11 protein-coding genes are annotated in these 14310 nt (G+C 37.7%); 9 read left to right on the top strand and 2 right to left on the bottom strand.

Annotated elements, in window-relative coordinates; translation table 11 throughout:
* Window positions 1-112 precede the first annotated feature (112 nt).
* From pcrA to BK577_RS13310, 3 genes are read left to right on the top strand one after another with little or no spacing between them, the layout of a single operon-like run.
* Window positions 113-2332 carry a DNA helicase PcrA gene (gene pcrA, locus BK577_RS13300; protein WP_078433571.1) on the top strand — a complete coding sequence of 740 codons (2220 nt, stop codon included), beginning with the start codon at window positions 113-115 and terminating at the stop codon, window positions 2330-2332.
* A gap of 36 nt (window positions 2333-2368) precedes the next feature.
* Window positions 2369-4375 (top strand): NAD-dependent DNA ligase LigA, encoded by a 2007-nt coding sequence (ligA, locus tag BK577_RS13305; protein ID WP_078433228.1) that lies wholly within the window; start codon window positions 2369-2371, stop codon window positions 4373-4375.
* 51 nt (window positions 4376-4426) lie between these two features.
* Window positions 4427-5611: a CamS family sex pheromone protein gene (locus BK577_RS13310; RefSeq protein ID WP_078433229.1), complete on the top strand. Its 1185-nt coding sequence runs from the start codon at window positions 4427-4429 to the stop codon at window positions 5609-5611.
* 330 nt (window positions 5612-5941) lie between these two features.
* Here BK577_RS13310 and BK577_RS13315 read toward each other — a convergent pair whose 3' ends face one another.
* Complete coding sequence (locus tag BK577_RS13315; protein ID WP_078433230.1) at window positions 5942-6355, bottom strand: hypothetical protein; 414 nt, start codon at window positions 6353-6355, stop codon at window positions 5942-5944.
* 553 nt (window positions 6356-6908) lie between these two features.
* Between BK577_RS13315 and putP the strand changes: the two genes are divergently transcribed.
* From putP to gatB, 5 genes are all read left to right on the top strand, one after another.
* A complete protein-coding gene (gene putP, locus BK577_RS13320; protein ID WP_078433231.1) occupies window positions 6909-8381 on the top strand; it encodes a sodium/proline symporter PutP in 1473 nt (490 codons plus the stop codon).
* A gap of 101 nt (window positions 8382-8482) precedes the next feature.
* Entirely contained in the window at window positions 8483-8863 is a 381-nt protein-coding gene (locus tag BK577_RS13325) for an Hsp20/alpha crystallin family protein (RefSeq protein ID WP_078433232.1), read from the top strand.
* 276 nt (window positions 8864-9139) lie between these two features.
* The gene (gatC, locus tag BK577_RS13330; RefSeq protein WP_078433233.1) at window positions 9140-9430 is read left to right on the top strand and encodes an Asp-tRNA(Asn)/Glu-tRNA(Gln) amidotransferase subunit GatC; all 291 of its coding nucleotides are present in this window, start codon (window positions 9140-9142) and stop codon (window positions 9428-9430) included.
* Window positions 9431-9443: 13 nt separating this feature from the next.
* Complete coding sequence (gene gatA / locus BK577_RS13335) at window positions 9444-10901, top strand: Asp-tRNA(Asn)/Glu-tRNA(Gln) amidotransferase subunit GatA (protein WP_078433234.1); 1458 nt, start codon at window positions 9444-9446, stop codon at window positions 10899-10901.
* Window positions 10902-10915: 14 nt separating this feature from the next.
* Window positions 10916-12346: an Asp-tRNA(Asn)/Glu-tRNA(Gln) amidotransferase subunit GatB gene (gene gatB, locus BK577_RS13340; RefSeq protein WP_078433235.1), complete on the top strand. Its 1431-nt coding sequence runs from the start codon at window positions 10916-10918 to the stop codon at window positions 12344-12346.
* 39 nt (window positions 12347-12385) lie between these two features.
* Here gatB and BK577_RS13345 read toward each other — a convergent pair whose 3' ends face one another.
* On the bottom strand, window positions 12386-13147 hold the full coding sequence (locus tag BK577_RS13345) for an AAA family ATPase (protein ID WP_078433236.1): 762 nt from the start codon (window positions 13145-13147) through the stop codon (window positions 12386-12388).
* Window positions 13148-13382: 235 nt separating this feature from the next.
* Between BK577_RS13345 and BK577_RS13350 the strand changes: the two genes are divergently transcribed.
* Window positions 13383-14294, top strand: a complete 912-nt coding sequence (locus BK577_RS13350; RefSeq protein ID WP_078433237.1) for a diacylglycerol kinase — start codon at window positions 13383-13385, stop codon at window positions 14292-14294.
* Window positions 14295-14310 lie beyond the last annotated feature (16 nt).

A 14310-nucleotide genomic window follows, 5' to 3' on the forward strand; every position in this document is an offset into this window, starting at 1 on the left:
AAATTGACTTATTGCCCTAGGCTGATCAAGGCGCTTGCGCTTTTCTTAGTTGAAGGTTTTTTGTGATGACGTTAAAATAGAACATATGTTTTTATAAAGGATGGTGAGGATGTTGCAATTTTTATCAAATCAGTTATTAGCAGGTTTGAATGATATGCAACAAAAAGCGGTAAAAACAACAGATGGCCCTTTACTAATTATGGCCGGTGCCGGTAGTGGAAAAACTAGGGTGTTAACACACCGTATTGCATATTTAATGACAGAAAAACAAATTGCCCCTTGGAATATATTGGCGATTACGTTTACAAATAAAGCTGCACGTGAAATGAGAGAGAGGATCCAAGGGATCTTAGGTTCTGGCGGGGATGATATTTGGATTTCTACCTTTCACTCGATGTGTGTAAGAATTTTACGAAGAGATAGTGACAGAATGGGAATCAACCGTAACTTTTCCATTCTTGATACGACAGATCAATTGTCAGTAATAAAATCAGTACTAAAAGAGAGAAACTTGGATCCTAAAAAGTATGATCCAAGAAGCATGCTGGGATCTATTAGCAGTGCCAAGAATGAACTAATCACACCAGAAGAATTTGATAATCAAGCAGGAAGCCATTACGAGCAAATCGTTAGTGATGTTTACAAAGATTATCAAAAGAAACTCCGTAAAAACCAGTCACTTGACTTTGATGACCTTATTATGACAACCATTCAATTATTTCAACGTGTTCCGGAAGTGCTAGAGACATATCAGAGAAAGTTCCAGTATATTCATGTTGATGAGTATCAAGATACGAACAGAGCGCAATATATGCTTGTTAAGCTTTTAGCTGCAAGATTTCAAAATTTATGTGTTGTTGGGGACTCTGATCAATCAATCTACCGTTGGCGTGGAGCAGATATTGCAAATATTTTATCGTTTGAGAAGGATTATCCTCAAGCAAATGTTATTTTATTAGAACAAAACTATCGTTCAACCAAGCTTATTTTAGAAGCAGCCAATGAAGTGATTAAGAAAAACTCGAATCGTAAACCTAAAAAGCTTTGGACGGAAAATCCGCAAGGGCCAAAAATTACGTACTATCGTGCTGATAGTGAGGCATCAGAAGGACAATTTGTGGCAGGGAAAATTAAGCAGTTGGTGGATTCAGGACAACGTAAGCTTTCTGATATCGCGATTCTGTATCGTACAAATGCACAATCCCGTATTATTGAGGAAGTATTATTAAAGTCAAATTTAAATTATACAATCGTTGGTGGTATTAAGTTCTACGACCGAAAAGAAATTAAGGATTTACTAGCATATCTTCGTTTAATTGCTAATCCGGATGACGACATTAGCTTGGCCCGTGTTATCAATGTACCGAAACGTGGTGTTGGTTCAACGTCTTTTGATCGGATTGCAAATTATGCAATCGCTCATGATATTTCGATATTCCGGGCACTTGATGAAATAGAACATATTGGAGTAAGTGCCAGAGTTGTTAATGCATTGGTAGAGTTTCGGGAATTAATCCGAAACCTTGGTAATATGCAGGACTATCTTTCAGTTACTGAGCTTGCTGAAGAGATTATTGAAAAATCGGGTTATCGAGACATGCTAAAGCAGGAAAAAACGCTTGAAGCCCAAAGCCGCCTGGAGAATATTGATGAGTTTTTATCTGTTACTCAAACCTTTGAGAAGCAAAATGAAGACAAAAGCCTTGTTGCCTTTTTAACGGACTTAGCTCTTGTATCAGATATTGACAAACTTGATGAAGAAGAACAGGAACAAAGTGATGCACTCGTTTTAATGACACTTCATTCTGCAAAAGGCCTGGAGTTCCCGGTTGTCTTTTTAATTGGACTTGAGGAAGGAGTTTTCCCACATAGCCGTTCTTTAATGGAAGAAGATGAGATGGAGGAAGAACGCCGTCTGGCATATGTAGGGATTACAAGGGCTGAACAGGAGCTGTTTATAACAAATGCTCAAATGCGTACATTATTCGGTAGGACGAGCATGAATCCGGAATCACGATTTATTTCTGAAATTCCAGGTGAGTTAATTGAGAACTTGAATGAACAGGTGAAAAAAGCTTCAACTTCATTCAATACAGCACGCAGACAGGAAAAACGTCCCCCAGTGTCAAGGCCTGTTGTTACACCATCTTCTACTGGAGGAGATGAACTTCCGTGGGCAGTTGGAGATAAAGCTGAACATAAAAAATGGGGTATTGGTACGGTTGTAAGTGTAAAAGGAGCAGGAGAAGGAAAGGAATTAGATATTGCGTTTCCTAGTCCAGTCGGCATTAAACGTCTCCTTGCTAAATTTGCTCCTATTAATCGTGTGTAAATCAAAAGTTCCGGAAGAAAGGATTGGGACATCTGAATGGATAAACAATCAGCAACAAAACGAGTTCAAGAGCTTCATGAGCTATTAAACACTTACAACTATGAATATCATGTTTTAGACCAGCCGAGTGTTCCTGATGCAGAATATGACCGTCTCATGCAGGAACTTATAAAGGTCGAAGAAGAATTTCCTGAATTTAAAACACAAGACTCTCCAACCCAAAGGGTTGGAGGGGTTGTGTTGGAAGCCTTTCAAAAGGTTGTCCATCGAACTCCCATGCTAAGTCTCGGTAATGCATTTAATGAACAAGACCTGCGGGATTTTGATCGAAGAGTTAGACAAGCTGTCGGTGATGATGTCCAGTATGTTGTTGAATTAAAAATAGACGGATTGGCTGTTTCTCTTCGTTATGAAAATGGTTATTTTGTCCAAGGGGCTACACGTGGAGATGGAACTACTGGAGAGGATATCACGGAAAATTTGAAAACTGTTCGCTCTATACCGCTAAAGCTAAAATCGAATGTGTCCTTTGAAGTACGCGGCGAAGTATTTATGCCGAAGAAATCTTTTGAAAAATTAAATGAACTTCGACTAGCTGCAGAGGAAGAGCCATTTGCAAATCCAAGAAATGCTGCAGCAGGTTCAATTAGACAACTGGACCCTAAAATAGCAGCCAAGAGAAATCTTGATATTTTTGTTTATAGTATCGCTGATTTAGGGGCGACAGGCATTCAAAGACATAGTGAAGCACTAGATTTTCTTGAGAAAGAAGGCTTCAAAACAAATAAAGAACGTAGAAAATGTGAAAATATTGACGAAGTGATTACTCTGATTGAAAACCTGCAGGAAAAACGTGCAACACTACCTTATGATATTGATGGGATTGTTATTAAAGTAGATTCCTTAGATCAGCAGGAAGAACTTGGGTTTACGGCAAAAAGTCCCCGCTGGGCTGTTGCTTATAAATTTCCAGCTGAAGAAGTTATGACAAAACTAATCAATATCGAACTAAGTGTTGGAAGAACAGGGGTTATCACACCAACAGCTATTTTAGAACCGGTGAGGGTTGCTGGTACTACCGTACAACGTGCATCACTACATAATGAAGATTTAATTCGAGAAAAAGATATTAAGCTCGGAGACACAGTTGTGGTTAAAAAAGCGGGAGATATCATTCCCGAGGTCGTCAATGTTTTAATGGAACATCGTACAGGTGAAGAAAAGGAATTTTCAATGCCAACACATTGCCCGGCATGTGAAAGTGATCTGGTAAGAATTGAAGGAGAAGTAGCATTACGATGTATTAACCCACAATGCCCTGCTCAGATTCAAGAAGGTCTCATTCATTTTGTTTCACGGAATGCGATGAATATAGACGGTCTTGGAGAAAGAGTTGTCTCTCAGCTATTCCTTGCAGGATTAATTAAAGATGTGGCAGATCTTTACCGTTTAACAAGAGAACAGCTCCTCGGGCTTGAGAGAATGGGTGAAAAGTCAACAGACAACCTGTTACAAGCAATTGAGCAATCGAAGGAGAATTCACTTGAAAGACTTCTTTTTGGTTTGGGAATTCGCCACGTCGGATCAAAAGCAGCTAAAACATTGGCTCAACAATTTGAAACAATTGAAAACCTTCAGAAGAGTACAGAGGAAGAGTTAGTAGCTATCAATGAAATCGGTGGAAAAATGGCAGATGCTATTACAACCTACTTTCAAAACCCTGATGTACAGCATCTTGTGAGTGAACTACAAGCATTAGGTGTTAACACAATGTACAAAGGTCCTAAACTGGTAAAAGCGGAAGACAGTGATTCTTATTTTGCCGGAAAAACGGTTGTGTTAACAGGGAAGCTTGAACAATTGTCACGAAATGAAGCGAAAGAAGGGATTGAAGCTCTAGGTGGCAAAGTGACTGGAAGTGTTAGCAAAAGCACAGATCTTGTCATAGCCGGCGAGGCCGCAGGAAGTAAACTGAAAAAAGCGGAAGAGCTAAATATCGAAGTATGGAATGAAACTCAATTAATAGAAGAGTTAAATAAATAATCGTCAACCCATCCCAGTGAAATAGGAAAAAATAAGAGGTGTGGACTTACATTGAAAAAGAGACTAGTTATGGTGTTAACAGGCTTACTATTTTTAACGGCTTGTGCACCTAATTTCGGAGAGCAAGAGGAAATCGTTCAGGAAACCGAGGATGAATCTACGGAAACAGCGATCATCCCAAAGTATAATATTTCAGACTCATATTACAAAATGGTTTTACCGTTTAAGCAAGGGGAAGCAAGAGGGTTAGTGTCAGAACAACTAAATACCCGACTTGATATTGACGAGTTTGAAACAGGTTTAATGAGGGTTGCGCAGGAGACATTTTCCACAGATGAATATCTATATCAGGAAGGCCAATATTTAACAAGTGAAGTGATTACGAGCTGGTTAAAGAGAAAGCTAACCGGTGATGCTCTAAAACAGGCACAAGCAGAGGCAAAAGAAAATGATGAAAAATTTGTGGATTTAGGATTAAATCCTGCGCTTACTGGTGAAGGTGGATTAGAACAACAAAATGCCAATAATCCAATTTACTTAGCACATATGCTTGAGCATAACTATTTAATCCAGGAGGGTAATACAGCCAAGCTTGGCGGAGTTGTTATCGGGTTAGCGATGAATTCTGTACACTACTTTAATCAAAAGGATGGTTATGCAAGAGAGCATAAAATTAGTAGAAGTGAAATCCTCTCAAAAGGAAAAGAAATTGCACAGGAAATCATTACTCGTGTTAGAAACACAAGTGGTTTAGAGAACGTTCCAATTGTTATTGCCTTATATGAACAAGAAAAAAAGTCCTCAATTGTTCCTGGTAATTTTATTGCGAAAACAACAGTAAAGCAGGGTACCAACAATTTAGGGAAATGGGAAGATATAAAGGAAGATTATTACTTCTTTCCATCACCGGAAGCAACAGAAGACTACAGAGATGACGCGCAAATGTTTAATCGATTTAAGCAGGATATCGAAGAGTTTTTCCCGAATTACACAGGTGTAATCGGAAAAGCATTTTACAAAAATGAGGAACTTAACTATCTTGATATTGAAATTCCAATGCAGTTTTATGGAAAAGCAGAAGTAGTGGCATTTACTCAATTTGTTACCGGGAAAATCATGGAATACTTTCCGGATTACATGAATGTAGAAGTCAATATTATGTCAACATCTGGTCAGGAAGCACTCATTTTGAAAGAGCCAAATCAAGAGGAACCAACCGTTCATATTTATAAATAATAAAACCGCTTGGAGATCTCCAAGCGGTTTTATTCTATTCAATATTACAATGAAAAATATTCTATCTTGTACAAGACTTCTCAATAATAGGAAAGCCTCCTTGGCTCTAGCAACTAGCAGAGAGTGATTGTACTTCTTTATAACTAAAGTAAGATTGAGAGAAAACCAATGATCCTGCTAATATTAACATGGTTGAGAGAATGCATAAAAGTATGGGTTTCTTTTGTACTATCAGAAAGTATATAAATTTTATGGATGATAGTATAAGAAAAACTAATGCTTTCGCCATTAGGGCTTGGCGACAAGCCAAATTTTTCTAATCTTAGCATTTTATCCATTCCAATAAAGCCGCTCATTGTGTGGCTGTTCATAAAGTGGAATTTCATCCTCTTTTGAATCCTGCTGTGGTGTATTTTCTGTTTGTTGTGGTTGGGGAGAAATAACATTTATTTTTTTATCTGAATCTTTGTTTGATAAAGTATGAATTAACTGTGAAGTGAGGTCATTTCTTTTTTCGTATGCAGTTAAAAAGGCTGAAATGGCAATAATGATTCCTCCACCTATCAACGCAAATAAATAAGGTCCGAAAGAACCAACCATTTGAAGTAACATAAAGTCGATTGACCCGCCATACATTTCTCTTTCTGCTTCAGCAGCTTTAAAGGTCATCGATATATGATTGATTAATCCACCTGCACCCAGGAGGATTAAAAATCCACCAAAGCCAATTAAGAATTTCTTCAATTTTACCACTCCTGACGAAATGATTCTCGTCCGATTTTACCATAAATTAATAGATATATCCAGAAAATTGAAAATATAAGTAGTGTTTTAGATAAGTAAATAGAGGGAAAAATAAATTATTATATCATGAAATTCTAAGTGCTGAAAGACAAAAATCATCAAAAAATATGTGGAAAAACGCAATTTTTGCAAACTTAATTTTATGAATTTTAATGAATAGATATAATCTATAATAGGATATTTTGACTAATTGATGCGTTTTTGTGAATAATTATGCATTTTTTAATTTGCGGCCAAGACGGAAATTTGTTTGATCTGTCAGATTGTGTTAAGATGTTAAACGTCTCGTGCCTACTGTCAGTCTATTAGCCTATAAATATCTTTCATCATGAAATTGCATATGACTGCATAAGGATTTGTTAAAGCTAATTTAGGGGGTGTCCATATGGAATTAACTTTAGCAACATGGTGTTGGTTGTTGATCCCAATGCCATTGTTAGTAGTACTATCGATTATTACCTATTTTACTGAGAAAAGGAGTGGTTAAGGAAAAATGGATATTAATATAGCCCAATTAACGGCAATTATTATTTATCTGGTAGGGATGTTAGCTATTGGAATAGTTGCATCTAAAATGACAAGTAATTTAACAGATTACGTACTTGGAGGAAGACGTCTAACTCCGGGGGTAGCCGCTTTAAGTGCAGGAGCATCAGACATGAGTGGTTGGTTAATGCTGGGTTTACCCGGAGCCATGTATGCCAGTGGTATGGGAGGAATGTGGATTGCGATAGGTTTATCAGTTGGTGCGTATTTAAACTGGCAATTTGTTGCAAAGCCATTTAGGGTATATACGGAAGTTGCAAATGATTCAATCACGGTATCAGACTATTTTGAAAATCGTTTCCGTGATAAATCAAGATTACTAAGAATCGTATCTGCTATTGTTATTCTGGTATTCTTTACTTTTTACACTTCTTCAAGTCTGGTAGGTGGTGCCATTCTTCTTGAAAGTTCGTTTGGAATGGATTATAGACTAGCGTTATGGATTGGTTGTGGAGTTATCCTTTCATATACTCTTTTAGGAGGATTCCTGGCAGCAAGTTGGACTGATTTTATTCAAGGAATTTTAATGCTTTTAGCTTTAGTCATTATACCAATCGTTGTTGTATATGAACTTGGTGGTTGGGGAGACACGTTACAAAAGATTGGAAATATTGATCCATCTTATCTAGATATCAATACAGGAGCAACATTTATAGGAGTAGTTTCACTACTTGCATGGGGACTGGGTTATTTTGGTCAACCGCATATTGTTGTTCGATTTATGGGGATTAGATCGACTAAGGATATTCCAAAAGCTCGATTAATTGGGATGACATGGATGATTATTTCACTCTTTGGAGCAATTTTTATCGGATTCACAGGAATTGCTTACTTTGCTGATGCACCGCTTGAAAACTCTGAAACAGTGTTTATTATGTTTTCACAGGTGTTATTTAATCCTTGGGTTTCAGGATTCTTGCTTGCAGCAATTCTTGCAGCTATTATGAGTACAGTAGATTCTCAATTAATTGTTGCTTCAAGTGCTTTAGCACAAGACTTTTATAAGCAGCTATTTAAAAGAGATGCTACACAAAAGGAAGAAATGATTGTTGGAAGAATTGCCTGTCTTGTTATTGCGATCATTGCAATCTTCTTAGGTTATGATCGAGAGAGTAAAGTTCTTGAGCTTGTAAGTTATGCATGGGCAGGGTTTGGTGCTGCATTTGGTCCACTTATTATCTTGAGCTTGTTCTGGAAACGCATGACCAGAAATGGTGCATTAGCCGGAATGATTGTTGGTGCTCTAACCGTTATTATTTGGTCTAAACTAACAGGCGGTATTTTTGATTTGTATGAACTGGCACCAGGATTCATCTTTTCATGGATCACAATTTGGATTGTGAGTTTATTAGGAAAAGAGCCTTCGGAAGAAGTTCAAAATGAGTTTGATACGTTTAAAGCTGAATTAAGAAAGTCTTAAAGCCGAAACATCCCCTTTCATTTTAAGGGGGTGTTTTTTGATAGGCAAAAAACAGATTAGCTTCATAGGATATATTAAAACGTAAATGGAGGTTATAAAGAATGACAGATCCAATGAAGCTGATCAATGAGTTTTTCCAAAGCCGGCCTAAACGAACATTGCTGGATTCTATAGATGACGCGTTTAGGAAATCAAATCCTGTTGCTGGTTTCTCCATAGATGTAAAGGAGACAGCAGATCATTTTATTGTTATTGCTGAGCTTCCGGGTGTCCCAAAAGAGGATATTCAAGTGGAATTGCGTGGAGACGATGTGGTCATTAGAGTGAAGGAGCAACGTCATCAAAGCAGGAGAATCGGTGGAGTCAAAAATGTTTCGTTGCCTCATTATGTATTGAGGAAAAATATGAAGGCCATGTATAAACACGGATTACTGGAGATTCAGTTGGATAAAAAGAAGCCAAAGAAGATTGAGATTGAGTAGTACTTAACGTGTCCCGCTAGTATGAAACTAGCGTTTTTTTTATTCCTCAATTTTAGGTTTTTGTCGAATAGTCGATAAATTTGAAGAATCGAAGATAAAATAGAAGGAATCGAAGATATATCTTAATAATCGTAGATGAAGTCCTCAGAATCGAAGATAATCCTAAATTTGATCTCCAAGTATGGTAGCTTTTCTCTACAATTGTTGATTAAATATATGTTCATTTGGTATCATCAGAGTATTGTGATTGTACGATTTTGTGGAGGTGAGTGTTAGATGTCTAGAATTTCAACTGATCAAGTAAAGCATGTTGCGAATTTAGCTCGTTTGGCTATTTCTGAGGAAGATGCGGAGCTTTTTACAAAACAATTAGATGCAATTATTACATTTGCAGAGCAATTAAATGAAGTCGATACTGAAAATGTTAAGCCTACTTCTCATGTATTGGATATGAAAAATGTGATGAGAGAAGATGTTCCTAAAAAAGGATTAGATAACGAAGAGGTTGTTAAAAATGCACCAGATCATGCTGATGGGTATATTCGTGTACCATCAATTTTAGAATAAAGGAGGGACAAGCATGGCATTATTTGATCATAAAATATCAGAATTAAAAGAACTTTTACATAAGAAGGAAATAACTGTTTCTGATTTAGTGGATGAATCTTATCAACGCATCCAAGCGGTTGATGATAAAGTTGGAGCGTTCCTTGCATTAAATGAAGAACAAGCACGTACATATGCTAAGGAATTAGATGAAGCGTTAGATAGCCGTAGTGAATTTGGGCTATTATTCGGTATGCCGATCGGGGTCAAAGATAATATCGTAACAAAAGGCTTACGTACAACTTGTGCTAGTAAGATCCTGGAGAACTTTGATCCTATTTATGATGCAACGGTTGTGAAACATCTTCAAAATGCTGAAGCAGTGACAATCGGAAAACTAAACATGGACGAATTTGCGATGGGTTCATCAACTGAGAACTCCGGCTTTAAACCGACTCGTAATCCTTGGAATTTAGAGACTGTTCCAGGTGGTTCTAGTGGCGGGTCTGCTGCTGCTGTAGCTGCTGGTGAAGTTCCTTTTTCACTGGGATCAGATACAGGTGGTTCCATTCGTCAACCTGCTTCTTTCTGTGGAGTTGTTGGACTAAAGCCTACATATGGACGTGTTTCCCGTTTTGGTTTGGTTGCTTTTGCATCTTCTTTAGACCAAATTGGACCAATTACACGTACAGTTGAAGATAATGCTTTCCTCCTGCAAGCGATCTCTGGTGTAGATGAAATGGATTCAACTTCTGCAAATGTGGAAGTACCAGATTTCCTTTCTTCACTAACAGGTGATGTGAAAGGATTAAAAATCGCTGTACCAAAAGAATATCTTGGTGAAGGTGTAAATGAAGAAGTAAAGCAGTCAGTTCTTGATTCATTAAAAGTGTTGGAAGGACTAGGAGCGACATGGGAAGAGGTTTCATTACCACACTCTAAATATGCTCTTGCAACCTACTATTTACTTTCTTCATCTGAAGCTTCTGCAAACCTGTCTCGTTTTGATGGTGTGCGTTATGGCTATCGATCAGATAATGCAGAAAATCTAATTGAGTTGTACAAGCAGAGTCGTGCAGAGGGCTTTGGTAATGAAGTGAAGCGACGTATTATGCTTGGAACATTTGCATTAAGCTCCGGTTACTATGATGCTTACTATAAAAAAGCGCAAAAAGTACGTACATTAATCAAAAAAGATTTTGAAGATGTATTTGAAAATTATGATGTTATTATTGGGCCGACTACACCAACACCTGCCTTTAAAATCGGTGAAAATGTAAAAGATCCATTAACAATGTATGCAAATGATATTTTAACAATTCCTGTAAACCTTGCAGGTGTACCAGGAATTTCTGTGCCTTGTGGCTTATCAAATGGATTACCGCTTGGATTACAGATTATCGGAAAGCATTTCGATGAAAGTACCATCTACCGAGTTGCTCATGCGTTTGAGCAGGCAACAGAACATCATAAAGCAAAACCTGAATTGTAAGGGGTGAGGAAACAATGGAATATGAAACGGTCATAGGACTTGAGGTCCATGTTGAGCTAAAAACTGAATCAAAAATCTTTTCAAGTGCACCAAACCACTTTGGTGCTGAGCCGAACACAAATACAACCGTAGTCGAGCTGGGCTATCCAGGTGTATTACCTGTCTTGAATAAAAAAGTTGTTGATTTTGCGATGAAGGCATGTATGGCTTTGAACTGCGAAGTTGCTACTGAGACGAAATTTGATCGTAAAAATTATTTTTATCCGGATAATCCAAAAGCATACCAAATTTCCCAATTTGATAAACCGATTGGGGAAAATGGATGGATTGATATTGAAGTAAATGGTGAAACAAAACGTATCGGCATCACACGTATTCATATGGAAGAAGATGCAGGTAAATTAATTCACTCAAATGACGGCTACTCTTTAGTTGATTTAAACCGTCAGGGTACACCTCTTATTGAAATCGTATCTGAACCGGATATCCGTACACCTGAAGAAGCCTATGCTTATTTAGAAAAGCTTAAAGCGATTATTCAATATACTGAGGTATCAGATTGCAAAATGGAAGAAGGCTCACTACGTTGTGACGCCAACATCTCTTTACGTCCTGTAGGACAAGAAGAGTTCGGAACAAAAACAGAGCTTAAAAACTTAAACTCCTTTGCATTTGTTCAAAAAGGCCTAGAATATGAGGAAAAACGTCAAGAAAAGGTTCTTCGTTCCGGTGGGGTGATTGACCAGGAAACTCGTCGCTATGACGAAGCAACGAAGAAAACGATTCTTATGCGTGTAAAAGAAGGCTCTGATGATTACCGTTATTTCCCTGAGCCGGATCTTGTTGAACTATATATTGATGATGAATGGAAGAACAGAATCCGTACGTCCATTCCTGAGCTTCCGGATGCTCGCCGCAAACGATATATTGATGAGCTTGGCTTACCTGCGTATGATGCACAGGTGTTAACGATGACGAAGGAAATGTCTGATTTCTTTGAAGCTACCTTAACAGCTGGTGCTGAAGCAAAACAAGCATCAAACTGGATCATGGGTGAAGTTTCTGCTTACTTAAATGCTGAAGGGAAAGAGCTACATGATGTCGCTCTTACGGCAGAAGGTTTAGCAGGGATGATTAAGCTAATTGAAAATGGAACGATTTCTTCAAAAATTGCCAAGCAAGTATTCAAAGAACTTATCGAAAATGGTGGAGATCCTGAAACGATTGTAAAAGAAAAAGGATTGGTTCAAATTTCCGATGATGAAACATTACGTAAATTTGTTAACGATGCGATCGATGCAAATCCACAATCTGTTGATGACTTCAAAAATGGTAAACAAAAAGCAATTGGCTTCTTAGTTGGTCAAATTATGAAGGCAACAAAAGGACAAGCAAATCCACCGATGGTAAATAAACTATTGATGGAAGAAATCCAAAAAAGATAAAAGCAAAAAGAGAGATCTGCTCTGCACGGGATCTCTCTTTTACATGGTATCTTGTTGTAATAAATGATGAAGGATGCGATCTTTGTCATCAAAAAACTGTTTCATTAATTGATAGTGGTTTGTGTCTTCAAGCTTCGTTTCACGAATCCCTTCTTCTGATAGTTCATAAATTGTTGCTTTGGGATAAGCCATAATAATCGGTGAATGAGTGGCGATAATAAATTGAGAGTCATGATGAACAAGTTCATCAATTCTGGAGAGCATCGACAGTTGCCGTAAAGGTGAGAGAGCAGCTTCAGGCTCATCCAGTAAATAAATACCTTGTCCACGAAATCGGTTCGTAAAAGTGGCGAAGAAAGACTCACCATGTGATTGTTCATGTAAAGATTGTCCGCCATATCCGTCGATGACCCGGGGACCCCGACCTTCCTTGTCTAATTCTTCAATATTTGAAGCAACATTATAAAAGCTTTCAGCTCTTAAGAAAAAACCGTCCTTAGGTCTAATTGTTCCTTTTATTAGTCTTAGGTAGTGATCAAGGTTTGAGTGAGAATCATAGGTGGAAAATGTGAAATTAAGTGAACCGCCTTCAGGATTAAAGCCTATACCAAGGGCAATAGCTTCTAATAATGTCGACTTACCCATTCCATTTTCTCCAACCAAAAACGTAACATTTGGATGAAGTGATATTTCATCAAGAAATTCTATACTTGGCAGATTAAAGGGATATTGTTGAAAAGAAGGGACAGAATCTCTTAAAAGTTGAATACGCCTAATATACTGGTCATTCAGCTCATCCATATGTATACCTGCTTTCCAAGTGATTTGCTAATAATTGTAACAAAAATGCGAACGGGTTCATACTACTTCTGCATGGAAAATCGAATGAAAAACTTTACTTTTATTATAAAACATGGTGATAATGGTAGTTGGGTTAAAATGTTTTGTACCCATCAAAATGGGAGACAATGATAATAGTATATAAATGATTTTAAAAAAGACTTAAATGTCATTTCATGAATATAGGATGATGAGTATGAAAAGAGCTAGAATTATTTATAATCCAACCTCGGGACGTGAGCTTTTTAAAAAGAATCTTCCAGAGGTATTACAAAAATTTGAACAAGCAGGCTATGAAACGTCCTGTCATGCTACAACATGTGAAGGAGATGCCACAAAGGCAGCAAAAGCTGCATGTGAACGTGACTTTGACTTGATTGTCGCAGCTGGTGGAGATGGAACAATCAATGAGGTCGTGAATGGCGTGGCTGATCAAGAAAACCGTCCGACACTTGCCGTTATTCCGGTTGGGACAACAAATGATTTTGCGCGGGCTATCGGTATTCCGTTAAATAATGTGATTCAAGCAGTTGAAGTCATACTAGCCGGAAGGCCGAAAAAGATCGATATTGGGAAAGTGAATGACCATTACTTTATTAATATTGCCGGTGGCGGTCGTCTGACAGAGCTTACCTATGAAGTGCCAAGTAAGCTAAAAACAATGGTAGGACAGCTGGCTTATTATTTAAAAGGTATGGAGATGCTTCCGTCCATTCGTCCTGCTGAGGTGGAAATTGAATATGATGGAAAGCTTTATGAGGGAGAAATTATGTTGTTTTTAGTTTCTCTTACAAACTCAGTTGGAGGTTTTGAAAAGCTTGCACCAGATTCAAGGTTAGATGATGGAATGTTTGATCTGTTAATTTTAAAAAAGACAAACCTTGCAGAGTTTATCCGAATCGCCGGCTTAGCCCTAAGAGGCGAGCATATTAATGATGAGCATCTTATATATACAAAAGCGAACCGTGTTAAGGTACAAAATAAAGATAAAATGCAGCTCAATTTAGACGGTGAATATGGTGGTTTGCTGCCTGGCGAGTTCGTTAATATGTACCAGCATATTGATGTCATTATGTCAGCAGAAAAAGTAAAGCAAATGGAAGAATAAGAAACTTGGCACAGGG

It is taken from the genome of Metabacillus halosaccharovorans (assembly GCF_002019635.1).
GTDB lineage: Bacteria > Bacillota > Bacilli > Bacillales > Bacillaceae > Metabacillus > Metabacillus halosaccharovorans.

What these genes read in the sequence shown, in the direction of transcription:
- ligA (WP_078433228.1), top strand. Translation starts at nt 2,369, where the DNA reads ATGGATAAACAATCAGCAACAAAACGAGTTCAAGAGCTTCATGAGCTA.
- putP (WP_078433231.1), top strand. Translation starts at nt 6,909, where the DNA reads ATGGATATTAATATAGCCCAATTAACGGCAATTATTATTTATCTGGTA.
- BK577_RS13325 (WP_078433232.1), top strand. Translation starts at nt 8,483, where the DNA reads ATGACAGATCCAATGAAGCTGATCAATGAGTTTTTCCAAAGCCGGCCT.
- gatC (WP_078433233.1), top strand. Translation starts at nt 9,140, where the DNA reads ATGTCTAGAATTTCAACTGATCAAGTAAAGCATGTTGCGAATTTAGCT.
- gatA (WP_078433234.1), top strand. Translation starts at nt 9,444, where the DNA reads ATGGCATTATTTGATCATAAAATATCAGAATTAAAAGAACTTTTACAT.
- gatB (WP_078433235.1), top strand. Translation starts at nt 10,916, where the DNA reads ATGGAATATGAAACGGTCATAGGACTTGAGGTCCATGTTGAGCTAAAA.
- BK577_RS13345 (WP_078433236.1), bottom strand. Translation starts at nt 13,147, where the DNA reads ATGGATGAGCTGAATGACCAGTATATTAGGCGTATTCAACTTTTAAGA.
- BK577_RS13350 (WP_078433237.1), top strand. Translation starts at nt 13,383, where the DNA reads ATGAAAAGAGCTAGAATTATTTATAATCCAACCTCGGGACGTGAGCTT.